19 protein-coding genes are annotated in these 25336 nt (G+C 71.3%); 14 read left to right on the top strand and 5 right to left on the bottom strand.

The features are described 5' to 3' along the window. Window positions 1-409 precede the first annotated feature (409 nt). Both V1258_RS08360 and V1258_RS08355 read left to right on the top strand, forming a co-directional pair. Complete coding sequence (locus V1258_RS08360) at window positions 410-2206, top strand: carbohydrate-binding module family 20 domain-containing protein (protein ID WP_329749205.1); 1797 nt, start codon at window positions 410-412, stop codon at window positions 2204-2206. Window positions 2207-2407: 201 nt separating this feature from the next. Beyond that, window positions 2408-2839, top strand: a complete 432-nt coding sequence (locus tag V1258_RS08355; protein ID WP_329749204.1) for a hypothetical protein — start codon at window positions 2408-2410, stop codon at window positions 2837-2839. Between the two features lie 66 nt (window positions 2840-2905). Here V1258_RS08355 and V1258_RS08350 read toward each other — a convergent pair whose 3' ends face one another. Beyond that, window positions 2906-3904 (bottom strand): hypothetical protein, encoded by a 999-nt coding sequence (locus V1258_RS08350; protein ID WP_329749203.1) that lies wholly within the window; start codon window positions 3902-3904, stop codon window positions 2906-2908. A 326-nt stretch (window positions 3905-4230) separates the two neighbouring features. Here V1258_RS08350 and V1258_RS08345 point away from each other — a divergent pair, with 326 nt between their 5' ends. The 4 genes from V1258_RS08345 (at window position 4231) to V1258_RS08330 (ending at window position 8250) form a co-directional block, all read left to right on the top strand. Then, window positions 4231-5250, top strand: a complete 1020-nt coding sequence (locus V1258_RS08345; protein WP_442878593.1) for a siderophore ABC transporter substrate-binding protein — start codon at window positions 4231-4233, stop codon at window positions 5248-5250. 99 nt (window positions 5251-5349) lie between these two features. Beyond that, window positions 5350-6393 carry an ABC transporter permease gene (locus V1258_RS08340; protein WP_329749202.1) on the top strand — a complete coding sequence of 348 codons (1044 nt, stop codon included), beginning with the start codon at window positions 5350-5352 and terminating at the stop codon, window positions 6391-6393. Continuing rightward, complete coding sequence (locus V1258_RS08335; protein ID WP_329749201.1) at window positions 6386-7498, top strand: iron chelate uptake ABC transporter family permease subunit; 1113 nt, start codon at window positions 6386-6388, stop codon at window positions 7496-7498. The genes V1258_RS08340 and V1258_RS08335 overlap by 8 nt, the downstream gene beginning before the upstream one ends. Beyond that, window positions 7495-8250: an iron ABC transporter ATP-binding protein gene (locus V1258_RS08330; RefSeq protein WP_329749200.1), complete on the top strand. Its 756-nt coding sequence runs from the start codon at window positions 7495-7497 to the stop codon at window positions 8248-8250. The genes V1258_RS08335 and V1258_RS08330 overlap by 4 nt, the downstream gene beginning before the upstream one ends. Before the next feature lie 287 nt (window positions 8251-8537). On the opposite strand, the gene V1258_RS08325 is transcribed toward V1258_RS08330, so the two are convergent. Continuing rightward, window positions 8538-9371 (bottom strand): aldo/keto reductase, encoded by an 834-nt coding sequence (locus tag V1258_RS08325; RefSeq protein ID WP_329749199.1) that lies wholly within the window; start codon window positions 9369-9371, stop codon window positions 8538-8540. A gap of 325 nt (window positions 9372-9696) precedes the next feature. Between V1258_RS08325 and V1258_RS08320 the strand changes: the two genes are divergently transcribed. From V1258_RS08320 to V1258_RS08305, 4 genes are all read left to right on the top strand, one after another. After that, entirely contained in the window at window positions 9697-11271 is a 1575-nt protein-coding gene (locus V1258_RS08320; protein ID WP_329749198.1) for an LssY C-terminal domain-containing protein, read from the top strand. 106 nt (window positions 11272-11377) lie between these two features. Further along, window positions 11378-12832, top strand: a complete 1455-nt coding sequence (locus V1258_RS08315) for an APC family permease (protein WP_329749197.1) — start codon at window positions 11378-11380, stop codon at window positions 12830-12832. A 32-nt stretch (window positions 12833-12864) separates the two neighbouring features. Continuing rightward, window positions 12865-13278 (top strand): universal stress protein, encoded by a 414-nt coding sequence (locus V1258_RS08310; protein ID WP_329749196.1) that lies wholly within the window; start codon window positions 12865-12867, stop codon window positions 13276-13278. A 186-nt stretch (window positions 13279-13464) separates the two neighbouring features. Next, window positions 13465-16065: an alkaline phosphatase PhoX gene (locus V1258_RS08305; RefSeq protein WP_329749195.1), complete on the top strand. Its 2601-nt coding sequence runs from the start codon at window positions 13465-13467 to the stop codon at window positions 16063-16065. Between the two features lie 119 nt (window positions 16066-16184). On the opposite strand, the gene nhaA is transcribed toward V1258_RS08305, so the two are convergent. Both nhaA and V1258_RS08295 read right to left on the bottom strand, forming a co-directional pair. Further along, complete coding sequence (gene nhaA / locus V1258_RS08300; protein WP_329749194.1) at window positions 16185-17507, bottom strand: Na+/H+ antiporter NhaA; 1323 nt, start codon at window positions 17505-17507, stop codon at window positions 16185-16187. A 59-nt stretch (window positions 17508-17566) separates the two neighbouring features. Further along, window positions 17567-19054, bottom strand: a complete 1488-nt coding sequence (locus V1258_RS08295) for a sodium:proton antiporter (protein ID WP_329749193.1) — start codon at window positions 19052-19054, stop codon at window positions 17567-17569. 502 nt (window positions 19055-19556) lie between these two features. On the opposite strand from V1258_RS08295, the gene V1258_RS08290 reads away from it, so the two are divergent. The 4 genes from V1258_RS08290 (at window position 19557) to V1258_RS08275 (ending at window position 24778) form a co-directional block, all read left to right on the top strand. Further along, window positions 19557-21011: an MFS transporter gene (locus tag V1258_RS08290; protein ID WP_442878592.1), complete on the top strand. Its 1455-nt coding sequence runs from the start codon at window positions 19557-19559 to the stop codon at window positions 21009-21011. Between the two features lie 22 nt (window positions 21012-21033). Then, on the top strand, window positions 21034-21957 hold the full coding sequence (locus tag V1258_RS08285) for a PhzF family phenazine biosynthesis protein (protein WP_329749192.1): 924 nt from the start codon (window positions 21034-21036) through the stop codon (window positions 21955-21957). Window positions 21958-22014: 57 nt separating this feature from the next. Then, window positions 22015-24108 carry a dipeptidyl-peptidase 5 gene (locus V1258_RS08280; RefSeq protein WP_329749191.1) on the top strand — a complete coding sequence of 698 codons (2094 nt, stop codon included), beginning with the start codon at window positions 22015-22017 and terminating at the stop codon, window positions 24106-24108. Between the two features lie 256 nt (window positions 24109-24364). Beyond that, on the top strand, window positions 24365-24778 hold the full coding sequence (locus tag V1258_RS08275) for a hypothetical protein (RefSeq protein WP_329749190.1): 414 nt from the start codon (window positions 24365-24367) through the stop codon (window positions 24776-24778). Between the two features lie 18 nt (window positions 24779-24796). Here the strand turns inward: V1258_RS08275 and V1258_RS08270 are convergent, their stop codons facing one another. After that, the gene (locus V1258_RS08270) at window positions 24797-25285 is read right to left on the bottom strand and encodes a glutathione peroxidase (RefSeq protein WP_329749189.1); all 489 of its coding nucleotides are present in this window, start codon (window positions 25283-25285) and stop codon (window positions 24797-24799) included. Between the last annotated feature and the right edge of the window lie 51 nt (window positions 25286-25336).

The raw sequence follows: 25336 nt of genomic DNA, 5'->3' as shown, positions 1-25336 counted from the left end.
CCCCCCCCTTTTCCTCCCCCTTCTCCTTCCTCCCCGGAAAACACAGGGGCCACAACGCTGAGATGACGAGGGCGCGAGAGAGCGCGAGGTGAGGGAAGGTGAGGTGAGGGGAGGTTGAGGGGGATGCTCTGCGGTCGACCCGACGGGGAGGTCCTCCGGAACCCGGAGTGCAAGATCTTGCATCGCGGTGGCGTCAGATGTCCGCCGTCGCCGGATTCTTGCCCACGCTTCTGACCTGCATGAACAAAGGAAAATCGGGCAGGTTTGACGGATCCCCTCGACGGCACCTGCTGAGCTCGCTACTCTCCTTCGCAAGCGTACGCGTTCCTTCGCAAGTTCTTGCATCCCCGATCCGGCGATGACGCCGGGGGTCGGCCCCAGTGGTCGGCCCTTCCCCAGGAGAGAACCCATGCAGCACGCCCCCATCGGCACAGCGGCCCCGCGCCAGCTGATCCGCCTCGCCGCAGCCCTCGCCCTTGCGCTCCTCCTCGCCGTCGCCGGCTCCCCGGCCACCTCCCCACCCGCACAGGGCTCGCCCCCCGTGCCCAGCGGCGGTGCCAGCTCGGAGAACGGTCGTGGCGACGTCATCCTCAACCTCTTCCAGTGGACCTGGGACTCCGTGGCCGCGGAGTGCACGAGCACCATCGGCCCCGCGGGCTTCGGCTACGTCCAGGTCTCCCCTCCGCAGGAGACGATCCAGGGCACGGCCTGGTGGACCTCCTACCAGCCCGTGAGCTACAAGATCGAGGGCAAGCTCGGCACCCGCGCCGAGTTCGCCGCCATGGTCGAGACCTGCAACGCCGCCGGTGTCGAGGTCATCGCCGACGCCGTCATCAACCACACCACCGGGGCCGACGGCGGCTCCGGCACCGGCACCGCCGGAACCCCCTACGGCATCGACTACTTCCCCGGCATCTACGGCGCCGCCGACTTCAACGACTGCCGCACGAACATCAGCAACTACCAGGATCGGTTCCAGGTGCAGAACTGCCGCCTGGTGTCCCTGCAGGACCTCCGCACCGGCTCCGAGTACGTGCAGAACACCCTCGCCGGATACATGAACGACCTGCTCTCGCTCGGCGTCGCCGGCTTCCGCATCGACGCCGCGAAGCACATCCCCGCGAGCGACCTGGCGGCGATCAAGGCGAAGCTCAGCGACCCGAACGCCTACTGGGTGCAGGAGGTCATCGGCGCGGCCGGCGAGCCGATCCAGGAGTCCGAGTACACGGGCACCGGTGACGTGCACGAGTTCGACTACGCCCGCCAGCTGAAGTCCGACTTCGACGGCTCGATCGCGAACCTGCAGCACATCGCGAACGGCAAGCTCCCCTCCGCCCAGGCCGGGGTGTTCGTCGACAACCACGACACCGAGCGCAACGGCGAGACCATGAACGAGACCTGGGGCGCGAAGTACGTCCTGGCCAACACGTTCATGCTCGCCTATCCCTACGGGTCCCCCTCGGTGTACTCCGGCTACACGTTCACCGACAAGGATGCGGGTGCCCCCGGTGCCACCGCGACCTCCGTGCCCGACGCGAACTGCGACTCCGACGCGTGGACCTGCACCCAGCGCTGGACCGAGATTCAGGGCATGGTCGGCTTCCACAACACCGTCGCCGGCACCGCCCTGACGAACTGGTGGGACGACGGCGGCAACCAGATCGCCTTCGGCCGCGGCGACAAGGGCTTCGTGGCCATCAACAACACCGGCTCCGCGACCACCCGCACCTACGACAGCTCGCTGCCTGCGGGCACGTACTGCGACGTGGTCGCGGCGAGCGACTGCTCCGAGACGATCACCGTCGCGGCCGACGGCACCTTCTCGGCGACCCTCCCCGCCTACGGGGCGCTCGCCCTGCACGTGGGGAAGACCTCCGACGGCACCACGCCGCCCGACCCGGGCACCGATCCCGTCGCCGGGAAGGTCTCCGTGAGCGTGCACGCGAGCACGGTCTGGGGCCAGGAGGTGCGGATCGTCGGCTCGGTGCCGGAGCTGGGCGGCTGGCAGCCCGCCTCCGGCGTCGCCCTGGACCCCTCGGGCTACCCGAGCTGGACGGGCGGCGTGGACCTGCCGGCCGGCACGAGCTTCGAGTACAAGTACGTGAAGGTCGACGGCACGGGCGCGGTCGTCTGGGAGTCCGGTGCGAACCGCACGGCGACCGTCGGCGCCGACGGGACGCTCGCGCTCACCGACACCTGGAGGTAGGCCGCCGCCGCTGAGGTAGGCCCATCCTGAGATGGCCGCAGGGTAGCGGCGTCTGAGAGAGCATGTTCGCCGCACCATGCTCCCTCAGGCGCCGCGGAGCGATGTCGTGGGCCGGTGGGGGCGCGCCGAGGGTCGACAGACGACCCCGTTGGCCCTACGATCTAATTGAAACAGCAACGACTTTCCTCCGAGGAGACCCCCATGGCACTCAGCACCGCGATCCTCCGCGCCGTCCCCGGCGCGTTCATCCTCAACTCCGGCATCTCCAAGCTGGGGATGGACGCCGGCACCGCCGAGGCGCTGCGCGGCATGGCCGCCCAGGGCGTGCCGGTCCTCGGCAAGCTCACCCCCGAGCAGTTCGCGAAGTTCATCAGCTACGGCGAGATCGCGGTCGGCGCGTCGCTGCTGCTGCCGTTCGTGCCCACCAAGGTCGCGGGTCTCGCGCTCGCCGGCTTCTCCGGTTCGCTGGTCTCGATGTACCTGCGCACCCCCGGCATGACCGAGTCCGACGGCGTCCGCCCCACCCAGCAGGGCACCGCGGTCGCCAAGGACAGCTGGCTGCTCGCCATCGCTGCGGCGCTCCTGGTCGCCCAGGGCGGCGGCAAGGGTGCGAAGTCCGCCGTCGAGGCCTGATCAGACGCCGCCGAACCGCCGGGGCCGACGGGATCGCCCGTCGGCCCCGGTCGGCGCCCGCGCCGCTCAGTAGACGCGGAGGCTCGTGATCATCGCGTCCAGATCCGCGACCTGCTGCTCGTGGCCGAGCGCGGCGCCGCCCTCGAAGACCGCGGGGCCGCCCGGGGCGTCGACCACGATGACCACGTTCCGCCAGGCGTCGGTGGTGCGCATCAGCGCGAGCTCGGAGACCTGCAGATCCCCGGAGACCATGAAGGCCGGGTGGCCGTCGACCTCGAAGGACTCCTCGACGTAGTTCGCGGCCTGCACCGGCTCGCCGTACAGCTCCTTCGCGTCGTCGCGGGTGCTGGAGCACTGGAAGATGGCCCTCGCTGTCTCCTCCGCGCCGGGGTAGCCGCCCTCCTCCTCGGGCCAGGAGACGGCGCCGACGGAGGCGACGGAGTACCAGCCCGATTCGACCGGCTGATCGGCCGAGTGGACGTCGGTCATGTACATCGCGCTGCGGCCCCAGTTCGAGCCGGTGTTCCACTCGGGCTGCACCGCGAACTCGAGGCCGCCGCCGCGCACGGACCCGTCGACCTGCTCGGTGGTCTGCCGGTTCCCGGGCGAGGTGCACTCCACGGTGGGCACCTCGATGGTGGTCAGCGACGGGTCCTCGCTCGGCTCGGGCTCCGTGGTGGGGACGACCTCCGACGGGCTCGCGTCCTCCGACGGGTCCGGTTCGGTGGTTGCGGGCTCCGAGGCGACGGGGGTCTCCTCGGGATCGGGGGAGAGGACGGTCTGCGAGAGGATCAGCGCGCCGACGGCCAGGACGATCACGAGGAAGGCGCCGCCGCCGACGAGCAACGCGATCAGCGGTCCCTTCCCGCGGCCGGAGCCGGGATCGCGAGGGCCGGTCAGGCCCGGGTCCGTGCCGCCGGATCCGGCGCCGGGGCCGCCGACGGGTCCTGCGGAGGTTCCGCCCCGGCCGTCCCCGGCGCCGCCGGAGAAGTCCGGCAGCTTCGGGGCGCCGCCGCCCCCACCGCCGGAGAAGTCGGGCAGCTGCGGTCCATTGCCGTCGGTCATGGGTCCCCCTCGGTGCCGTGCGCGCACCCGCCCCTGGTCCCCGGGTGCCGAGACCACCCTAGCGGCGCGACGGGGATCGGCGGGTACGAGGGCGCCGGACCCGCCCGCCGCCCCCGGCGGCCGGACCCGCACGCCGCCCCCGTCGGACGGAGCCGCCCGCCGCCCCCGTCGGCCGGACCCGCCCGGTCCCCCGTGAGACGAGCGTCACCGTCCACTCCGTGGAATAAAGCAAGTCTGAAGTGGCGAAATAGCGGGAGGTGAGGCTAGCCTCAACTCGTCCCCGCCGGCGGGGAGCCCATACCTCCCCTACGACGACAGAGGTCCCCATGACTCCGCTGCCCCCGCTCAGCCGACGCACCCTCGGTGCAGCCTCCCTGGCCGGCGCCCTCGGCCTCGCTCTCGCCGCCTGCGGCGACTCCACCCAGGCCGCCGACGGCTCCGCCGCGAGCGACGCGGGCGGCGCCACGGCCGGCTCCGTCGAGGTCGAGGACAACAACGGCGCACAGACCGTGCAGACCCCTCCCGCCTCCGTGGTCGCGACCGACAACCGCACCTTCGAGACGCTCGAGGCCTGGGGCGTCACCCTCACCGCCGCCGCCCGCGCGCTCATGCCCACCACCATCGGCTACAAGGACGACGAGTCGATCATCGACCTCGGCAACCACCGCGAGCCCGACCTCGAGGCCGTCGTCGCCGCCGAGCCGACCCTGATCATCAACGGCCAGCGCTTCGCCGACTACCACGACGACTTCGTGCGCCTCGCCCCCGACGCCACGATCCTCGAGCTCGACCCGCGCGACGATCAGCCCTTCGCCGACGAGCTCAAGCGCCAGGTCTCCGTGCTCGGCACCGTCTTCGGCAAGGAGGCGGAGGCCGAGCAGCTCGGCGCGGACCTCGACGCCGCGATGGCCCGCGTCACCGCCGCCTACGACAGCGCCGACACCGTCATGGCCGTGAACGTCTCCGGCGGCGAGATCGGCTTCATCGCCCCCGGCGGCGGCCGCACCCTCGGCTGGGCCTTCGACGCGCTCGGCCTCACCCCCGCGCTAGAGGTCGAGGGCAGCAGCGACGACCACCAGGGCGACGACATCTCCGTCGAGGCGATCGCCGCGTCGAACCCCGCGTGGATCCTCGTCATGGATCGCGACGCCGCCGTCTCCGCCGACGACCCCGCCTACGAGCCGGCCGCCGAGATCCTCGAGGCCTCCGAGGCGCTCGCCTCCGTGACCGCCGTGGCCGAGGGCAACATCGTCTACATGCCGGCCGACACGTACACCAACGAGTCGATCCAGACCTACACCGAGTACTTCAACGCCCTCGCCGACGCCCTCGAGCAGAAGGCCTGATCCTGCACGACACCCCCGACGCCGAGACGGCGGCCAGGACCTCGAAGGTCCCGGCCGCCGTCGCGGCGTCCCGCCCCGACCGCACGCCCCGGATGCCCCATGACCAGTTCTGACCAGGCCGACGCGCTCCCCGGCGCCCCGGCGCGCCCGCCCGCCTCGTTGGCCGACCCCCCGCCGGTGCGCCGCCGCGGGCGCGAGCGGCTCGTCGACGGCAAGCTCCTGATCGGCATCGCCGTCGTCGCGCTGCTGCTCGTCGCCTCGCTGCTCACCGGCGTCTACGACATCTTCGGCGCGGAGGACGGTGGGGAGATGTTCGCGATCACCCGCATCCCCCGCACCCTCGCGCTGGTCCTCGCGGGCGCCGCGATGGCGATGTCGGGCCTGATCATGCAGCTGATGACGCAGAACCGGTTCGTCGAGCCGACCACCACCGGCACCACCGAATGGGCGGGCCTCGGGCTGATCCTGGTGCTGGTCATCGACCCGCAGGCGAGCATCCTCACGAAGATGATCGTCGCGATCTGCTTCGCCTTCGTCGGCACCATGGTGTTCTTCCTGTTCCTGCGCCGCGTGACCCTGCGCTCCTCGCTCATCGTGCCGATCATCGGCATCATGCTCGGCGCGGTCGTCGGCTCCGTCTCCACGTTCGTCGCGCTCCAGTTCGATGCGCTGCAGAACCTCGGCGTGTGGTTCGCGGGCTCGTTCACCTCGGTGCTCCGCGGCCAGTACGAGGTGCTGTGGATCGTCGCCGCCGTGGGCGTGGCGGTGTTCGTCGTCGCCGACCGGCTCACTGTCGCCGGACTCGGCGAGGACATCGCCACGAACGTGGGCGTGAACTATCAGCGGGTCATGCTCATGGGCACCGGCCTCGTCGCGATCGCCACCGGCGTGGTCACCGTGGTCGTCGGCAACCTGCCCTTCCTCGGGCTGATCGTGCCGAACCTCGTCTCGATGATCCGCGGCGACGACCTGCGCTCGAACCTGCCCTGGGTGTGCCTGCTCGGCATCGCCGTGGTCACCGTGTGCGACCTGCTGGGGCGCACGATCATCATGCCGTTCGAGGTGCCCGTGTCCCTGATCCTCGGCGTGCTCGGCGCGGCCGTGTTCATCGCCCTCCTGCTGAAGCAGCGCCGACATGGCTGAGCGGCTCCTCGCCCCAGGCTCTGTCGCGGCCGACGTCGTCTCGACCGCGCCCAGCGACACTGCCGCGGACCTCGGCCCGCTCGGCGTCCCCGGCCACCGCCCGCACAGCAGCTCCGGCGCCTTCGCCGACCGCGGCGCCGCGCGCCGCTACCGGATCGTCGTGGCCGTCCTCGCGATCGTCGCGCTCGGCGCCGGTTTCGGGCTCCTCGCCCTCGACAACCCCATGCCCGTCGGCTCCCGCGGATTCTGGCTCATCGCCGAGATGCGCGCGACCTCCCTCGTGGTCATGGCCGTCGCCGCATTCTGCCAGGCCATCGCCACGATCGCCTTCCAGACCGTGACCGGCAACCGCATCATCACCCCGTCGATCATGGGCTTCGAGTCGCTGTACACCGCGATCCAGACCGGGGCCGTGTACTTCCTCGGCGTCGCCGGGGTCGTGGCGCTGCAGGGCACCGGCCAGTTCCTCGCCCAGGTCGCGCTCATGGTCGCGCTCTCCGTGCTGCTGTACGGCTGGCTGCTCCGCGGCAAGTACGCGAACATGCAGATCATGCTGCTGATCGGCATCGTGCTCGGCGGCGGGCTCGGCTCCGTCTCGAGCTTCATGCAGCGCCTGCTTACCCCGAGCGAGTTCGACGTCCTCACCGCGCGGCTGTTCGGCTCGGTGAACAACGCGAGCGTCGAGTACCTGCCGTTCGCGATCCCGCTCTGCCTCGTCGCGGGCGTGCTGATCTGGCTCAACTCCTCGCGGCTGAACGTCATCGCGCTGGGGAGGGACGTGTGCCTGAACGTCGGCGTCGACCACGGCCGCCAGACGATCTACACGCTCGTGCTGGTCTCCGTGCTCATGGCCGTCTCCACGGCGCTGATCGGGCCGATGACGTTCTTCGGCTTCCTCGTCGCGACCCTCTCCTACCAGCTGGCCGGCACGCACGACCACCGCCGGCTGCTGCCCGTGGGCGTCCTGTTGGGCTTCGTGATCCTGGCCGGCGCCTACTTCCTCATGGACCACGTGTTCTACGCCCAGGGCGTGGTCTCCATCATCATCGAACTCGTCGGCGGGACCGTGTTCCTCGTCGTCATCCTGCGGAAGGGTCGCCTGTGATCACCCTCGACAGCGTGCGCAAGCAGTACTCCGAGTCGGTCGTCATCGGCCCGGTCACCCTCGAGATCCCCGCCGGCGGCGTGACCGCCCTGGTGGGCCCGAACGGCGCCGGGAAGTCGACCCTGCTGACCATGGTGGGGCGCCTGCTCGGCATCGACGAGGGCGCGATCCGGGTCGCCGGCTACGACGTCTCCTCGACCGCTTCGAAGGACCTCGCCCGGATCCTCTCCGTGCTGCGCCAGGAGAACCACTTCATCACCCGGCTCACGGTGCGCCAGCTCGTGGGCTTCGGCCGGTTCCCCTACTCCAAGGGACGCCTGACCGCCCTCGACGAGCAGAAGATCTCCGAGGCGATCGACTTCCTGGGCCTGCACGATCTCGAGGGCCGCTACCTCGACCAGCTCTCCGGCGGGCAGCGCCAGCGGGCCTACGTGGCGATGGTCCTCGCCCAGGACACGGAGTACGTGCTCCTCGACGAGCCGCTGAACAACCTCGACATGCAGCACAGCGTGCAGATGATGGGCCGCCTGCGCGACGCCGCCCGCGAGCTGGGGCGCACGATCGTGGTGGTGCTGCACGACATCAACTTCGCCGCTCACTACGCGGACCACATCGTCGCGATGAAGGACGGCGGCGTCGTCGAGGCCGGGCCGGTCGCGCAGATCATGGACGGCGCGGTGCTCTCGCGGGTGTTCGACACCCCGGTGCAGGTGATCGAGGGGCCGACGGGCCCGCTCGCCGTCTACTACTGACGGCCGGGGGCACCGGGGCCGCGGGGCGCCGGGGCCGCGGGGCTGGGGCGGGCCGAGGGCGTCCGGCCGACGGCGCTGGTCCCGCTGCTGCGCCGAGTGCTGCGTTTGGACCGCTTTGCAGCCTCGGTGGCGGTCCGGATGCAGCACTCGGTGCCATGGACGCGGCCGGACTGGCGGGTGACGGGGCAAACGGGGCGTTGCGGGCGCCGGGGCGATGGAGGCCGGGACAGGGCTGGCCGGGGCCGGGGCCGGGGCACCCTGCGCGGGGCGCCCCGGCCCTCAGCGGGTCACTTGGTGGCGGGATCCGTGCCGCCGCGGCCAGCCTCGCCGCGGTCGAGGGAGTCGATCGCTGCGATCTCCTCAGCGCTCAGCACGAGCTCCGCCGCGGCGAGGTTCTCCACGATCCGGCTCGGCGTGACGGACTTCGGCAGCGCCACGATGCCGTGGGAGAGGTGCCAGGCGAGCACCACCTGGGCGGGGGTCGCCTCGTGCGCCGAAGCGATCTCGGTGATCACAGCGTTCTCGAGCAGGTCCGACTTGCCCTGGCCGAGCGGGCCCCACGACTCGGTGACGATGCCGTGGCGGGCATGGGCCTCGCGCAGCTCGAGCTGCGGGAAGTAGGGGTGCAGCTCGATCTGATGCACGGCCGGGACCTCGCCCGTGGCCTCGATGATCTCCTCCAGCTGGGGGAGCGGGAAGTTGGAGACGCCGATCGAGCGGACCAGGCCGCGCTCGCGCAGCTCGATCAGGGCCTTCCACGCCTCGACGTACTGCCCCTGGGAGGGAGTCGCCCAGTGGATCAGGTAGAGGTCGATCTGCTCGAGGCCGAGCCGCTCGAGGGAGGCCTCGCACGCGGCGATCGCGTCGTCATGCGCGTGGGCGTCGTCCCACAGCTTGGTGGTCACGAAGACCTCGTCGCGGGCCACGCCGGAGTCGCGCAGGGCCTGGCCCACGCCCTCCTCGTTGCCGTAGATCTTCGCGGTGTCGATGTGGCGGTAGCCGGCGGCGAGCGCCTGGCCGGTGACGTCGGCGGTCACCGCGGCGTCGACCTTGAAGACGCCGTAGCCGATCTGGGGGATGGAGCGGCCGTCGTTCAGCGGCACGGAGGTCACGGGGGACATGGGGTCCTTCCGGGGTGGGGTGCGTGAGGGTCGCCCCCGAGCGTACGCGCCTCGTCGCCTGTCGTCCCCAGCCCGCCGCCGGCCGCCTTCAGCCTGCCGTCCGCATCGAGTGCTGCTTCTGAACTGTCACCGTGCCGCCATGACGGTCCGGATGCAGCACTCGGGGGAGCGGGCGACGGGTGACGGTCCAGATGCAGCACTCGGTGGGAGCGGGCGACGGGTGACGGTCCGGATGCAGCACTCGGTGGGAGCGGGCTCCTGGGAGGCCCGCCAGGTCCCGACCGTACGATGACCCCATGCGCATCCAGCCCGAGCGGAGCGCCGGATGACCCCGGCGCGGACGGCGCGGCTCGCGCCCCTGGACCGCCCGGTGCCCGACGCCCCGCCCGAATACGACCACGCGCTCGGCCACACCGCGGAGCGCCGCCGCGTCGAGCTCTACGGGCTGCTCGACACCCTGTTCATCGTCGCGGGCGTGGTGGTCTCGATCTGGCTCGCGCTGCTCTACCTGATCGAGGGCTTCTCGCTCACCCCGGTGCGGCTGCTGTACCTGGTGCTCTTCTGGCTGCTGCTCACCTACATCACGCTGCCCCGGCTGCACCAGCTGATGACCTGGATCTACCTGCCGGACTACTTCTTCGGCCGCACCCGCACCACCGAGGGTGTGCTCTCGGACCCGATCAACATCGCGCTTGACGGGGCGGAGCGGGACGTGCACGTCGCGATGCGGCGGGCCGGCTGGGTGCTCGCGGAGGAGCGCACCCTGTCCTCGGCCTGGCAGATGGTGCGCTCGACGCTGCTGCGCCGCTCCTATCCGTCGGCTCCCGTCTCCGACCTGTACCTGATGGGTCGGCGGCACGACTTCACCTACCAGCAGGAGGTGGGCGGCACCACCGAGAAGCGGCACCACGTGCGCTTCTGGCGGATGCCGCCCGACTTCGTGCTGCCGGGCGGGTACCGCACGGACTGGCTCGCCGCCGGCACCTACGACCGCGCCGTCGGCTTCTCCTTCTTCACCCTGCAGATCACGCATCGCATCGACGAGAACATCGACGTGGAGCGCGACTATCTCATCGACACCGTCCGCTTCGCCGATCCGCGGATCGAGGTGGAGGTCATCGAGGAGTTCTCCACCGCGTACCACGACCGCAACGGGCAGGGCGACCGCTTCCGCACCGACGGACACCTCCCGGTGATCGACGTCGAGGGCGCCGCCGCGCGGTCCGACGGGGCGACGGCGATGATGCTGCCGCGGCATCGGCCCACGGGCACCACGGTGATGAAGGCCCGCGCCCGGGCGGCGACGCAGTCCGCGCTCGCGGCGGCGCGACGTCGCGGCCCCCAGGAGATCGGCGACGAGCTGAGCGCGCAGTGGCACGGCACGGTCGACGACGTGCACGAGGTCCTCGCCCGCGCCGCCGACCACCACCTCCCGCCGCCGACCGTGGTCTTCACCGGGATGCTGGTGCTGCTGCAGCTGGGGATCCTCACCGCCGAGTGGGTGGACCGCCTCGCGGGCGTGGACCTGCTGGCCCGGATCCCGGACGTCTCACTGCTGCTGCCCTCCCCGGAGGGCCTGATACTGCTCAGCGTCGTCGCGGTGGTGCAGGTCGTGCTCATGGTGGGGGTGCTGCGCCGCAGCCGGTGGGCGCGGATCGCGCTGATGAGCCTGTTCACGGCCGACGCCGTCGGCCGGCTGCTGCTCGCCTCCGCGACCCTCGGCGACGTGGCCCATTCGCTGCTGGTGGGCGCGGGCGCCTCCGCCCTCGGGGTGCTCGCGATCAGCTCCGACGCCTCGCGCCAGTGGGTGCAGACCCTGCGACTCCCCAGCCGCGAGCCGGGGGCCGACCAGGGCGGCTCCGGTCCCCGGGTTACCGGGGGCGCGGGGCCGACGGAGTAGAGTTCCCGCCAGGTCTTCCCGGGTCCCCTGGGCGATGGCGCCTCGTCTCGGGGTTCCGCGCTCCCCCGGGGGACTCGCATCGACCTCGCATCCCGGGAGGACTCCCATGACCTCGTCCCCAGACACCGCCGCGGCGCCCGGCCCCGCCGCCGGGCAGGACGGCCACCCCGAGCTCAAGAAGGCCATCACCCCGAAGCTCCTGCTGCTGTTCATCGTCGGTGACATCCTCGGCACCGGCGTCTACTCGCTGACCGGCAAGGTCGCCGGCGAGGTGGGCGGCGCCGGCTGGCTGCCGATCCTCATCGCCTTCGCCGTCGCCATGGTCTCGGCGCTGTCCTACGTCGAGATGGTCACGAAGTACCCGCAGGCCGCGGGGGCGGCGCTCTACGTGCACAAGGCCTTCGGCATCCACTTCCTGACCTTCATGGTCACCTTCGCCGTGCTCTCCTCGGGCATCACGTCGGCCTCGACCAGCGCGATCTTCCTCTCCGAGAACGTGTTGAAGGCGTTCCGGCTCGAGGAATCGCTCGGTGACTCCGCGGGCGCCGTCGCCACGACGATCGCGCTCGTGTTCCTCGGGCTCGTGGCGCTGATCAACCTGCGCGGTGTCTCCGAGTCGGTCAAGGCGAACGTGGTCCTGACCTGCATCGAGCTGACCGGTCTGGCGCTCGTGATCGTCGTGGGCTTCTTCGCCGTCGGCAAGGGCCAGGCGGACTTCTCCCGCGTGGTGCTCTTCGAGACCCAGGACGACAAGAGCATCTTCATGGCCGTGATCGGCGCGACCGCGCTCGCGTTCTTCTCGATGGTCGGCTTCGAGGATTCGGTGAACATGGCCGAGGAGACCGTCGACCCGGTGAAGAACTTCCCCCGCGCGCTCATCGCGGGCCTGTCGGTCACCGGCGTGATCTACGTTCTGATCTCCGTCCTCGCGGTCGCCGTGGTCCCGATCGGGCAGCTGACCGAGTCGACCACCCCGCTGCTCGAGGTGGTCAAGGAGGGCGCCCCCGGTATCCCGATCGACACGATCTTCGCGTTCATCTCGATCTTCGCGGTCGCCAACACCGTGCTGATCAACATGATGATGGCCTCCCGCCTGCTCTACGGCATGGCCAAGCAGGACGTCCTGCCGGGCTTCCTCCGCGGCGTCCTGAAGAAGCAGCGCACCCCGTGGGCGGGCATCGTCTTCTCGACCGCCCTCGCCATCGCCCTGGTGCTCTCGGTGCGCTACGTGCTCGCCGAGGAGACGATCGGGGCGCTCGGCGGCACGACCGCTCTGCTGCTGCTGGCCGTCTTCGGCCTGGTGAACATCTCGGTGCTGGTGCTGCGTAAGGACACGGTCGACGTGCCCCACTTCCGCACGCCGACGGTGCTGCCGGTCATCGGCGCGATCACGTCCTTCGCGCTGGTCTCGCCGATCGCGCAGCCGGTGCAGAACTACGTGATCGCCGGCGGCCTGCTCGTGGTGGGCCTGATCCTGTACGTGATCACCTGGTTCTACAACAGCGCGGTGAAGGCCCGCCGCACCCGCTTCCGCCATCCCGACGACCTCGGTCGCGACTGACCCCGTCCCCTCCCGAGCCCCCAGGAGCCGCCATGTCCACCGTCCTGCTGGCCTATGTCCCCAGCGCCACGAGCGAGGCCGCGCTCGCCTTCGCGATCGCCGAGTGCGAGCGGCGCGACGCGTCGCTGCTCGTCCTCGCCTCCGAGCGTGCCCCCGACCCCCGCAAGGCCCGGGGCGTCACCGACCACCGCCCGCTCGAGGAGCGGCTGGCCGAGACCGGTCTCGAGCACGAGCTGCGCACCGTGCCCCGCCGCGACGACCCGGCCGACGACATCCTCGACGCGATCGAACACGATCCGGTCGATCTCGTGGTGCTCGGCATCCGCAAGCGCACCCCGATCGGCAAGATCCTGCTCGGCTCCACCTCGCAGCGGGTCGCGATCGAGTCCCCGGTGCCGGTGGTGCTGGTCAAGCCCGACACCTTCGTGCCGCCCACCCGCGTCTGAGGCCCACCCTCGTCCGAGGCCGACGGCGGGCGGGCCCGGCCCGTTCGCCGTCGCCCCGCGGTCCCGCGCTGTTCACCTCCCCGTCTCTTGGTCGAGAGGCGCGGATCACTTTGCTGGCGCATCGTCAGATCGTCTCGCGCTCCCTCGGCGCGCGAGGAACGAGATCACCAGCAAAGGACTCCCCCCATGGCCCTGATCGATCTGCCCCTCCTCATGAAGGACGCGGTGCGCGGCAAGCGCTCCGCCGTGACCTGCCAGCTCAAGTGCGCCAGCCAGTGCGCCTTCGGCGAGTGCAACCATTCGGACAACCCCACCTTCCGCGACATCGCCTCCCGCGCGCTGTCCCGTCGGACCATGCTGGGCGGCTCCACCGCCGCCGTCGCCATCGGCCTGGCCGGCACCCAGGGGGCCTTCGCCGCGGGCGGCGCCGCCCCGGCCGCCCCCGTCGGCCCCGCCCCCGCGCTGGCCCCGAACGGCACCGCGCTGGACTTCGAAGCGATCGCCCCCGTCGCCGCCGACGTCGACGAGTTCACCGTGCCCGAGGGCTTCGAGTGGCACACCGTCATCCGCTGGGGCGATCCGCTGTTCGATGACGCCCCCGAGTTCGACTGGAACGCCCAGAGCGCCGAGGCGCAGAAGCTCCAGTTCGGCTACAACAACGACTACACCGAGATCCAGGAGATCCCGGGGTCGGACGGCAAGCGCGCCGTCATGTTCGTGAACCACGAGTACACGAACGAGAACATCATGCTCCCGGCCGACACCGATGCCGACGACGCGATCGAGATCGGCATGGCCGCGCACGGCCTCACCGTGGTCGAGCTCGAGCGCAAGGACGCCGTCTCGCCCTACACCTACGTGAAGAGCGCCGAGCTCAACCGCCGCATCCTGCTCACCGACGAGTTCGAGCTCACGGGCCCCGCCGCGGGCGACGACCTGGTCAAGACCGTCGAGGACCCCGAGGGCCGTACGGTCCTGGGCACCCTCGGCAACTGCGCCGGCGGCCTCACCCCCTGGGGCACCCTGCTCTCGGGCGAGGAGAACTTCCACGGCTACTTCCGCTCCGCCGGCACCTCCGAGGCCGAGCAGCGCTACGGCCTGCGCGACTCCGCGACCGCCCGCGGCTGGGAGGGCAAGTACGACCGCTACGACGCCCGCATCGAGGGCTACGAGAACGAGCCGAACCGCTTCGGCTACATCGTCGAGGTCGACCCCTTCGATCCCACCTCGACCCCGCGGAAGCACACCTCGTTGGGCCGCTTCAAGCACGAGGGCGCGAACGTCATCGTCGCCGCCGACGGCCGCGTGGTCGCCTACTCCGGCGACGACGAGGTGTTCGACTACCTCTACAAGTTCGTCTCCCGCGACACGTACGAGGAGGGGAACAAGAAGCACAACATGACCCTCCTGGAGAACGGCGACCTCTACGTCGCGAAGTTCACCGGCAAGTCCCCGGCCGACGAGATCGACGGCTCCGGCAAGGTCCCGTCCGACGGCTCCTTCGACGGCACGGGCGAGTGGCTGCCGCTCGTCGTCGACGGCGAGTCGAAGGTCGAGGGCTTCACCGTCGCCGAGGTCCTCGTGCACACCCGCCTCGCGGCGGACAAGGTCGGCCCCACCAAGATGGACCGCTGCGAGGACGTCGAGCCCTCGCTGCACACCGGCCGCGTCTACGTCGCCTGCACCAACAACTCGGGCCGCGGCACCGAGGGCAAGGCCGGGGTCGACGAGGTCAACCCGCGCACCGAGAACCGTGACGGCCACGTCGTCGAGATCGACGAGGGCGACGACCAGACCTCCACCGAGTTCTCCTGGAACCTGCTGATGGTCTGCGGCGATCCGGCGCAGGGCGACCAGACCTACTTCTCCGGCTTCCCGGTGGATCAGGTCTCTCCGATCTCCTGCCCCGACAACCTGGCCTTCGACTCGGTCGGCAACCTGTGGATCTCCACCGACGGCGCGCCCTCCGGCATCGGCTACAACGACGGCCTGTTCCGCGTCACCCTGGACGGCGAGGCCCGTGGCCGCGTCGAGCAGTTCCTCTCCGTCCCGATGGACGGCGAGACCTGCGGCCCGATCATCCGCGACCAGGACAAGACCGCCTTCGTCTCGGTCCAGCACCCGGGCGAGGACGGCGAGTGGGGAGCGCACACCTCCTACTTCCCCGACTTCGACGGCCAGGGCCCGAAGCCCAGCGTCATCCAGGTGCTGCCGGTGAAGCCGGAGAACCCCTTCACCGACGTGAAGAAGGGCCAGGAGCACTATGACGCCATCATCTGGGCCTACGAGAACGGCATCGCCAAGGGCTACAAGGACGACACCTTCCGTCCGCTGCAGCCGGTGAACCGCGACGCCATGGCCGCGTTCCTCTACCGCCTCGCCGGTTCGCCCGAGGTGGACCTGCCCCGCAGCGAGCCCTTCAAGGACGTCAAGAAGGGCCAGGAGCACTACACGGAGATCATCTGGGCCTACCAGATGGGCATCACCACCGGCTGGAGCGATCGCACCTTCCGCCCCACCCAGCCCATCGCCCGTGACGCCATGGCGGCGTTCGTCTACCGGTACGCGGGCTCGCCCGAGATCGCGGAGCCGACCACCGCGCCGTTCACCGACGTCAAGCCCTCGATGATGTACGCGAAGGAGATCGCCTGGCTCAAGGAGCGCGGCGTCTCCAAGGGCTGGAGCGACGGCACCTACCGTCCGCTGAACCCGATGAACCGCGACGCCACCACCGCGTTCCTGCAGCGCATGGCCACCGAGAGCAACGTCGCCTTCCGCGCCGGCTGATCCCCGGCCTCGCCGCGAACGGCCCCGCAGCCTCGTGCTGCGGGGCCGTTCCCGTCGGCGGGTGGACCGGGCAGGCCATCGCGGTCAGGCGGCGGCGGGGGCAGCCACCGCCGGACCGGTCAGGCGTCGGCGCCCCAGTCCGCCCCGCGGTCGTAGCCGTCGGGCGCCGCGCCGGACTCCCGCTGCTGCCTCGCGTACATCCGGTTGCGGGGCAGGAGGATCGCGGCGCCGAGCACCGCGGCGAGCGCCGAGGCGGTCAGCACGCCCACCTTGGCGACGTCCTGCAGCGGGTCCTCGGCGGAGAAGCTCAGCTCCGAGACCAGCAGCGAGACCGTGAAGCCGATGCCCGCGATCGAGGCCATGCCGAGCATGTCCGGCCAGCGCAGGTCGGTGTCGAGGCGCGCGCTGGTCAGCTTAGTGACCAGGAAGGTGGTGCCGACGATGCCCAGGATCTTGCCGCCCACGAGCCCGACGATGATCCCGAGCGCCACGGTGGACTGCCACGACTCGACCAGGCCGCTGAGCCCGCCCACGGCGACGCCGGCGCTGAAGAACGCGAAGACCGGCACCGCGAAGGCGGAGGAGAGCGGGCGCAGCCGGTGCTCGAGGGTGTGGGAGAGGGAGTGCTCGCGCGTGTGCGCGGAGAGGCTCTTCGTGGGGACGAGGAAGGCGAGCACCACGCCGGCGATGGTGGCGTGCACGCCGGAGTTCAGGAACAGGGCCCAGGTGATCAGCGCGAGCGGCAGCAGGATCACCCACGCGCTCCAGTAGTTCCGGGCGAAGAGGGCCTCGTGCTTCGTCACCAGCCACCGGTACAGGGCGATCGGCACGACCGCGAGGGCGAGGAACCACAGCCGCAGGTCGCTCGTGTAGAAGATCGCGATGATGGTGATCGCGATGAGGTCGTCGACGATCGCGAGGGTGAGCAGGAAGGTCCGCAGCGCGGCCGGCAGCGAGGAGCCGACGAGCGCGAGGATCGCGACGGCGAAGGCGATGTCGGTCGCGGCGGGGATCGCCCAGCCGCCCGCGGCGCCCTCGGGGCCGCCGAGGTTGATCACCGTGTACAGGATCGCGGGCACGGCGACGCCGCCGAAGGCCGCGGCGATCGGCACGAAGGCCTTCTTCGGGCTGCGCAGGTCGCCGACGGTGAACTCCTGCTTGAGCTCGAGCCCGGCGAGGAAGAAGAAGATCGCGAGCAGCCCGTCGGCCGCCCAGTGCGCGAGGGAGAGGTCGAGGTTCAGCGGGCCGATCTCGAATCCCAGGTGGACATCGCGCAGGGCGAGGTAGGCGCCGGAGGCCGGCGAGTTCGCGAGCAGCAGCGCGAGCACCGTAGCGGCGAGGAGCAGCGCCCCGCCGGGGATGGCGCGGGTGATCACCGCCTCGAACCGGGTGTAGGTGCGGTAGGTCCCCAGCCGGGACGGCTGGGCGGGGGGAGTGGTCACGGAGGAGCCTCCTGCGGTGGGCGGCGGTGGGTCGGCGTCGAGCCGCCCGGCGGGGCGGCTCAGGGGGAGGTGGGCGCGGTGGGGCCGACGTCAGGGGTCCGGGGATCGTCGGTCGCGTCGGCGGCCGGGGCGGCCTCGGCGCGTTGGCGGGCGCCGCGGCTGATCACCTGGGGCGGCGGGGCGGTGGCGTCGCGGAACGCCCGCAGCAGCACCAGCACCACCACCACGCCGCCGAGGGCCTTCGCCCACCACGGGTCGGCGAGGAACAGCAGCACCATGGCCAGCAGCACCGGGGCGAGGAACTCGAAGGCCGCCTTCACGTACCCGAAGAAGGCGGGCATGCGCACGCCCTGGTCCTCCGCCACGGACTTCACCATGAAGTTCGGGCCGTTGCCGATGTAGGTCATCGCCCCGCACAGCACGGCACCGAGGGAGATCGAGACCAACAGCACCTCGGGGACGTCGGCCACCCGCGGCTCCCCGGCGACCTGCGTGGCCATCTCGAAGAAGGTCGCGTAGGTGGGGGCGTTGTCGAGCACCGCGGAGAGCCCGCCGGTGAAGAAGAAGATCGTGATCTCGTTGAGCGGGAAGTTCGGGGCGGCGGCGCGCAGCACCTGCAGCGCGGGCACCATGGTCACGAAGATGCCGATGAACAGGGCGCCCACCTCGGCGATCGGCGACCAGCTGAACTCGTTCTCCTCGAAGCGCACCTGCTTCGAGCCCATCACGTAGGAGCCCGCGGCGGCGGCGAGCATGACCAGCTCGCGCCAGGGCACCCAATTGGTGCCCTCGAGGTGTCCGTGGGCGACCGCGTCGATGTCGAGGGAGGGCACGAAGGCCACGGCCAGGATGATCACCGCGAACCAGATCAGGTTCGGGGCGCCGCCGAGGCTGAGCGGGCGGCGCTGGGAGTTGTCCTGGGCGATCGCCTCGGGGGTCTCGCGGGAGTAGTAGCGGCGATCGAGCGCCCAGTAGGTCACCAGCAGCAGCGCGAGCACGAACAGCCACTGCGGGAACAGCGAGAAGGTCCAGGTGAAGGGCACCCCGCGGAGCATCCCCAGGAACAGGGGCGGGTCGCCGAGCGGGGTGAGGAGCCCGCCGCAGTTGGCGACGACGAAGATCGTGAAGACGACGGTGTGCGCGCGGTAGCGGCGCTCCGAGTTGGTGGCGAGGATCGGCCGGATCAGCAGCATGGCCGCGCCGGTGGTGCCGATGAAGCTCGCCAGCAGACCGCCGACGGCGAGGAAGGTGGTGTTGACCCGGGGCGTGGCCGGCAGGTCGCCGCGCAGCACCACGGCGCCAGAGACCGTGAACAGGGCCAGCAGCAGCACGATGAACTGCACGTACTCGATCAGCGCATGGGCGAGCAGCTCGGGATGCGCGGCCAGCAGCAGGCCGATCGCGACCGGCACGCCGAGCACGAGCGCGTAGATCAGCTGGTTGCGGGGCCTCTCCCAGTGGTGCGCGATCGCCGGGACCAGGGGGAAGATCGCGATGCCGAGCAGCATCAGCACGAACGGGATCAGGGTCCACACGGGGAACGTCACCGAGGGCCACCTCACCTTCAGGAGCGGACCGGTGGGAATCGGTCGCGCACGGGCCGGAAGGCCGAGGTGAGGAGGGGCCGAGACGCACATCGGTATGCACGGACAGGGACGGGAGAGCCATGGGCTGGGGTCCTTGCGGCATCGACGACGGGCGGACGGGATGGACCTCCCGTGCCGACCAGACTTCCCGGCTCTCCGCGGCCAGTGTCGCACAACGACCTCCGGGCGGGTCGGTGGCTTCCGGCAGCCGGCGGGGTCTGGGCGGCCCCCGTCGGCCGCTCGCCTGGCCAGGAGCGCGAGAGATCGTTACGGTGGACGGGCTCGTCGGGAGGATGCGCCAGCGCGCCTCCACCGCGCACCGACCTCGCACCGGGTGCGCGAGCCCGACCGTCCGATGGCCACCTGTCATCGGCCGCTCCCCGCGCCCCGGCTCGTCGGCCGCCGGCGGAGAGCGCCGCCACAGCGTGCTGCGGCACGTGCGCGAGAAACGGACGACCGGTCTGTGACCTCTTCGACCTCTGATCCCACGACGCCCGATCCCCGGCAGCCGGACCCCACCTCCTCGGGGTCCGACGGCACTGTCACCGCCTTCGAGGACCTGCCGCCGCGGCGGACGATCCGCCAGGCGGTCGCGGCCTCCGCCCTCGGCAACGCGACCGAGTGGTACGACTACGGCGCCTATGCGGTGGTCGCCACCTACATCGCGGTCCACTTCTTCCCGGAGGGCTCGCAGGGCCTGTTCTGGACCTACGCGTTCCTGGCGATCTCCTTCCTGGCCCGCCCCTTCGGCGGTTTCGTGTGGGGCCCGCTCGGCGACCGCCTGGGTCGCAAGCAGGTGCTCGCGATGACGATCATCCTGATGTCGGCCGCGACCTTCCTCATCGGCGTGCTGCCCACCTACGAGCAGGTCGGCATCCTCGCCCCGATCCTGCTGGCCGTGCTGCGGCTGGTGCAGGGCTTCTCGACGGGCGGCGAGTACGGCGGTGCGGCCACTTTCATGGCCGAGTACGCGCCGGACAAGCGCCGCGGCCTCTACGGCAGCTTCCTCGAGTTCGGCACGCTGGGCGGCTTCGCGCTCGGCACCGTGGTGGTGCTCGTGCTGCAGCTGGTGCTGGGGGAGGACGCGATGGCGGCCTGGGGCTGGCGCCTGCCGTTCTTCGTCGCCGCGCCCCTGGGGCTGATCGGGCTCTACCTGCGGTCCCGGCTCGACGAGACGCCGGTCTTCCAGGATCTGGAGGAGGCCGACGAGTCGGTCGACAGCGCCACCGGCGGTCTGCGTGACCTGGTCGTCCAGTACTGGAAGCCGATCCTGGTGATGGCTGGGCTGGTGATCCCGCTGAACATCGCCAACTACACCCTGCTGACCTACATGCCCGGCTATCTCGAGACCAAGATCCATCTGTCCGCGAACGAGTCGCTGATGGTGATCCTGATCGGCGAGGTGGCGATGATGGCGCTGATCCCCTTCTGCGGCGCGCTCTCGGACCGCGTGGGCCGCAAGCGGATGTGGTGGTTCTCGATGGTGGGCTTGTTCGTGATGGCCGTGCCGATGTACATGCTGATGGGGCAGAGCTTCGGCCTCGCGATCCTGGGCTTCGCCGTGCTGGGCCTGCTGTACATCCCGCAGCTGTCGACGATCTCGGCGACCTTCCCGGCGATGTTCCCCGCCCACGTGCGCTTCGCCGGCTTCGCGGTCACCTACAACGTGTTCACCTCGATCTTCGGCGGCACGGCGGCGCCGATCAACGAGGCGGTCGTGGAGTCGACCGGGTTCCTCGAGTTCCCGGCGGTCTACGTGATGGCGGGCTGCCTGGTGGGGATGGTCGCGCTGCTCTTCCTCAAGGAGACCGCGGGCGCGTCCCTGCACGGCACCGACATCCCCGAGTCGGAGCCGGAGGACTACGGCATCGAGGCGATCCAGGCGGAGGACGAGGCGATGGACGCCGCGGGTCGCTGAGGCTTCGGAGGAGGATGGGGCAATGGTCCCGTCCTCCCCGTCGCCCCGCCGCCGCTCGTTCCTCCAGCTCGACGTCTTCGCCGATCAGCCCCAACGCGGCAACCCGCTCGCGGTGGTGCTCGACGCGGAGGACCTGACCGATACGGACATGGCCCGGATCGCGCACTGGACGAACCTGTCCGAGACGACCTTCCTGCTCGCCCCGACCGTCCCCGGCGCCGACTACCGGGTGCGGATCTGGACGCCGACGGGGGAACTGCCCTTCGCCGGTCATCCCACGCTCGGCACGGCGCGGGCGTGGCTGCTCGCGGGCGGCGTCCCGGCGGGGGAGCGGATCGTGCAGGAGTGCGCGGCCGGGCTGATCACGGTGCGTCGCACCGCGGCCGACGGCGCTCCGCTCGGGGCCGGCTCGGCCTCGCTCGGGGCCGACGACGGGGCCTCGCTCGCCTTCGCGGCACCGCCGCTGCGCCCCGAGGGTCCGCTCGAGGACGGCGAGGTGGCGGAGATCGCGGCTGCGCTCGGCGTCGACCGGAGCGCGGTGCGCGGCCACGCCTGGGCGGACAACGGCCCGGGCTGGCAGGTCCTCGAGCTCGAGGACGCCGAGCAGGTGCTCGCCCTGCGGCCGGACCCGGTGCGGCTCGGCGACCGGAAGGTCGGCGTCCTCGGCTGGTGGGGGAGCGGAGCACGGGGTGCCGCGGGCGATGCCCCGCTCTACGAGGTCCGCGCCTTCCTCCCCGGCGGCGGGGAGGACCCCGTCACCGGCAGCCTCAACGCGGGGATCGGCCAATGGCTCGTCGCCCGCGGAGAGGCGCCGCAGCGCTGGACCGCCGCGCAGGGCACCGTGCTCGGCCGCGAGGGCCGCATCGCGCTCGAGCAGGACGAGGACGGCACCCTCTGGGTGGGCGGCGTGACCGTGCCCACAGTGCAGGGGACGATCCTGGCGTGACCTGCGAAGTCGCGGCTCCTCTGACGCGGGGCCGTCGATCTGCCTAGGGTGTCCCCCATGGTGACGACCCTTCCGTACGGTTCCTGGCCCTCCCCGATCACCGCCGAGCTGCTCGCCACGGGCGGCACCCGGCTCGGCGCGCCCGCGCTCGTCGGCGACCACGTGTGGTGGACCGAGGGCATCGCGACCGAGGGCGGTCGCCAGGCGATCCGCCGCACCGCCGGGTCCCTCGCGGCCGACGGCTCCGGCGACCACGAGGCCGTCACGGTGCTGCCCGCCCCGTTCAACGCCCGCTCCCGGGTGCACGAGTACGGCGGCGCGAGCTGGGCCGTGGTGCCCGAGCCGGCGGGCCGGTCGGCCGAGGCGCCCCTGGTCGTCTTCGTGAACTTCGAGGACCAGCGCGTCCACGCGCTTCGGGAGGGCGGGGCGCCGCGCCCGCTCAGCCCCGTCGGCCCGGAGGTCGAGTCTGCGCACGGACCCTCCCTACGCTGGGCGGACCCGACCGTCGTCACCCTCCCCGACGGCGTGGTCGAGGTGTGGTGGATCTGCGAGGACCACACCGGCGGCGAGCAGGGCCCGCGCACCGACGCCGACGGCGCCCCGCACATCGAGCGGTACATCGCCGCGGTCCCGCTGGACGGCTCCGCCGCCGAGGACCTCGCGGCGATCCGCCGCGTCACCCCGGCCAGCCGCTTCGTCGCCCATCCGCGGCTCAGCCCCGACGGCACGCGCCTCGCCTGGCTCAGCTGGGAGCATCCGCAGATGCCATGGGACGGCACGGAGCTGCACCTCGCCCCGCTGCTCGACGGCAGCGCCGGGGAGGGGGAGATCGTCGCCGGCGGCCCCGACGTCTCGGTGATGCAGCCCGAATGGCTCGACGACGACCAGCTGATGTTCGTCTCCGACAGCACCGGCTGGTGGAACCCCTGGGTGTGGTCCTCGGCCGACGGGGCGCGCCAGGTCCTCGAGCGCGAGGAGGAGTTCGCGAGCCCGATGTGGGCGCTCGGCACCACCTGGTACCAGGTGCTCGACGCCGACCGGGCACTCGTCCAGCACGGCCGCGCCGCGACGAGGCTGTCCGTGCTGCGGATCAGCACCGGCGAGCTCTCCCCGCTGGACTGCCCGCTCACCGAGGTCATCGGGATGCAGCGACGCGAGGACGGACTGCTCGTGCTCGCCGGCGCCTCGCCGACGCAGTTCGCCGCGATCCAGACGGCGCACCTGGACCTCGGCTCCCCCGCGAGCACCACCCCGTCGTCCCCGGCCCTGTCCCTGCTGACCGTGCTCCGCTCCTCCCGCGACGACGCCCCGGACCCCTCCCTGCTTCCGATCAGCGAGAGCATCGAGGTGCCGCTGCCCGACGGCGGCGTGGTCCACGCGATCGTGCACTGCCCCCGACAGGAGGGCCTCGCTGGTCGCGAGGGCGAGCTGCCGCCGTTCATCGCGCAGGTCCACGGCGGTCCCACCGCGCACGTCCCGCCCGTGCTCTCGCTGCCGGTCGCGTACTACACCTCCCGCGGCCTCGGCGTGGTGGTCGTGAACTATGGCGGCTCCAGCGGCTACGGCCGCGAGTACCGCAACCGCCTGCGGGGGCAGTGGGGCGTGGTCGACGTCGCCGACACCGTCGCCGTGATGGAGCACCTGGTCGCCGAGGGGATCGCCGACGGGGACCGGCTCGCGATCGAGGGCGGCAGCGCCGGCGGCTGGACCACGCTCGCCTGCCTGACCCGCACGGACGCCTTCGCCGCCGGGGCCTCCAGCTTCGGCGTCGCCGAGCTCGAGGACTTCCGCCTGGACACCCACGACTTCGAGTCGCGCTACATCGACGGACTCGTCGGCCCCTATCCCGAGCGCCGCGACCTGTACGTCGAGCGCGCCCCGCTCAACCACATCGACGAGCTCGAGGTGCCGGTGCTGCTGCTCCAGGGCGACGAGGACCGCATCGTCCCGCCGAGTCAGTCCGAGGCTTTCCGCGATGCGCTCGCCGCCAAGGGCATCCCGCACGCCTACCTGCTGTTCGAGGGGGAGCAGCACGGCTTCCGGAAGGCGGAGACGATCGTGACCGCGATCGAGGCGTCGCTGTCCTTCTACGGGCAAGTGCTCGGATTCAGCCCGCCCTGCGTGCCGGTCCTGCCGCTCGACCGCGGCTGAGGCCGGCTGCCGCGCGACCCGCGTCGTCTCCCGTACCCTCGGGGCAGGGGACGAGAACGAGGGGATCTCCATGACACATCCGACCGGGAACCAACCGCCAGCAGGCCAGGGCCAGGCAGTTCAGGGCCAGGCGCACCCGGGGTGGCCGGGCCAGGGCCCCGGGTCGCAGCAGGTCGGCGGGCCGCGACAGGCGTGGGTGGTCCCGCGCGAGCCGCTCTCGCCGAGCACCGTGCTGTGGCTCGTGGGGGTGACGGCCGTGGCGATCTTGATCCAGCTCGGCGTGATGATCGTCGAGCTGCTCTACCTCGTCGAGGCCCCGTTCCTCGACAGCATGACCGTGACCAACATCCTCGCCCTGGCGGCGGTGGTCACCGCCCTCGTCGCGATCGCCGCGTGGATCGCCGCCCTGGTCCTCTCGATCATCGTCGCCCGGCGCGGTCGCGGCCGGCTCCGCGCTGGTGCGATCGTTCTCCTGGTGGGGCTGGTGGCGGGGTTCTTCCTCAGCGTCGAGATCACCGGCGACACCTCGCTGCTCCCCGACTCCCTCGTGACCGCGACGCGTGTGCTGGGGCTCGTCCTGGATCTGGTGGAGCTCGGCCTGCGGGTCGCGGGCGTGATCCTGCTGCTGCTCGGCCTAAGGCAGCTCACCTCCGGGACGCCGGCCCGCTGAGCCAGCCGCCCCTCGCCCTCAGGCCGTGGCGGAGAGGGCCTTCTCGATCTCGGGAGCGAGGTCTTCGGGCGTGACGTCCGGGGCGAAGCGGGCGATGACCCGCCCGTCGCGGTCCAGCAGGAACTTGGTGAAGTTCCAGGGGATCTCCCCTGCCTCGACGCCCTCGTGCGCTCCGGTCAGCCACTGGTACAGCGGGTGGGCGTCCTCGCCGTTGACCTTGATCTTCGCGAACATCGGGAACTCGACGCCGTAGTTGACCGAGCAGAACTCGGCGATCTCGTCGGCCGTGCCCGGCTCCTGGTGCATGAACTGGTCGCACGGGAAGCCGAGCACCGCCAGGCCCCGCTCGTGGAGCCGGGCGTAGAGGTCCTGCAGCCCCGCGTACTGCGGCGTGAAGCCGCACTTCGAGGCGGTGTTGACGACAAGCACCACCTGCCCGACGTACTCGGAGAGGTCCTTCTCGGTCCCGGAGAGGGTGGTCGCGGTGAAATCGGCGAGGGTGCTCATGGATCCCATTGTGGACCTCCCGGCCCGAGTGCGGCAGACCGTCTCCGGCTC

It is taken from the genome of Brachybacterium sp. J153 (assembly GCF_036311905.1).
GTDB lineage: Bacteria > Actinomycetota > Actinomycetes > Actinomycetales > Dermabacteraceae > Brachybacterium.
This window is presented reverse-complemented; position numbering and strand designations above follow the sequence as displayed.

What these genes read in the sequence shown, in the direction of transcription:
- V1258_RS08360 (WP_329749205.1), top strand. Translation starts at nt 410, where the DNA reads ATGCAGCACGCCCCCATCGGCACAGCGGCCCCGCGCCAGCTGATCCGC.
- V1258_RS08355 (WP_329749204.1), top strand. Translation starts at nt 2,408, where the DNA reads ATGGCACTCAGCACCGCGATCCTCCGCGCCGTCCCCGGCGCGTTCATC.
- V1258_RS08320 (WP_329749198.1), top strand. Translation starts at nt 9,697, where the DNA reads ATGACCCCGGCGCGGACGGCGCGGCTCGCGCCCCTGGACCGCCCGGTG.
- V1258_RS08280 (WP_329749191.1), top strand. Translation starts at nt 22,015, where the DNA reads ATGGTGACGACCCTTCCGTACGGTTCCTGGCCCTCCCCGATCACCGCC.
- V1258_RS08345 (WP_442878593.1), top strand. Translation starts at nt 4,231, where the DNA reads ATGACTCCGCTGCCCCCGCTCAGCCGACGCACCCTCGGTGCAGCCTCC.
- V1258_RS08325 (WP_329749199.1), bottom strand. Translation starts at nt 9,371, where the DNA reads ATGTCCCCCGTGACCTCCGTGCCGCTGAACGACGGCCGCTCCATCCCC.
- V1258_RS08350 (WP_329749203.1), bottom strand. Translation starts at nt 3,904, where the DNA reads ATGACCGACGGCAATGGACCGCAGCTGCCCGACTTCTCCGGCGGTGGG.
- V1258_RS08315 (WP_329749197.1), top strand. Translation starts at nt 11,378, where the DNA reads ATGACCTCGTCCCCAGACACCGCCGCGGCGCCCGGCCCCGCCGCCGGG.
- V1258_RS08335 (WP_329749201.1), top strand. Translation starts at nt 6,386, where the DNA reads ATGGCTGAGCGGCTCCTCGCCCCAGGCTCTGTCGCGGCCGACGTCGTC.
- V1258_RS08285 (WP_329749192.1), top strand. Translation starts at nt 21,034, where the DNA reads ATGGTCCCGTCCTCCCCGTCGCCCCGCCGCCGCTCGTTCCTCCAGCTC.
- V1258_RS08310 (WP_329749196.1), top strand. Translation starts at nt 12,865, where the DNA reads ATGTCCACCGTCCTGCTGGCCTATGTCCCCAGCGCCACGAGCGAGGCC.
- V1258_RS08305 (WP_329749195.1), top strand. Translation starts at nt 13,465, where the DNA reads ATGGCCCTGATCGATCTGCCCCTCCTCATGAAGGACGCGGTGCGCGGC.
- V1258_RS08340 (WP_329749202.1), top strand. Translation starts at nt 5,350, where the DNA reads ATGACCAGTTCTGACCAGGCCGACGCGCTCCCCGGCGCCCCGGCGCGC.
- V1258_RS08270 (WP_329749189.1), bottom strand. Translation starts at nt 25,285, where the DNA reads ATGAGCACCCTCGCCGATTTCACCGCGACCACCCTCTCCGGGACCGAG.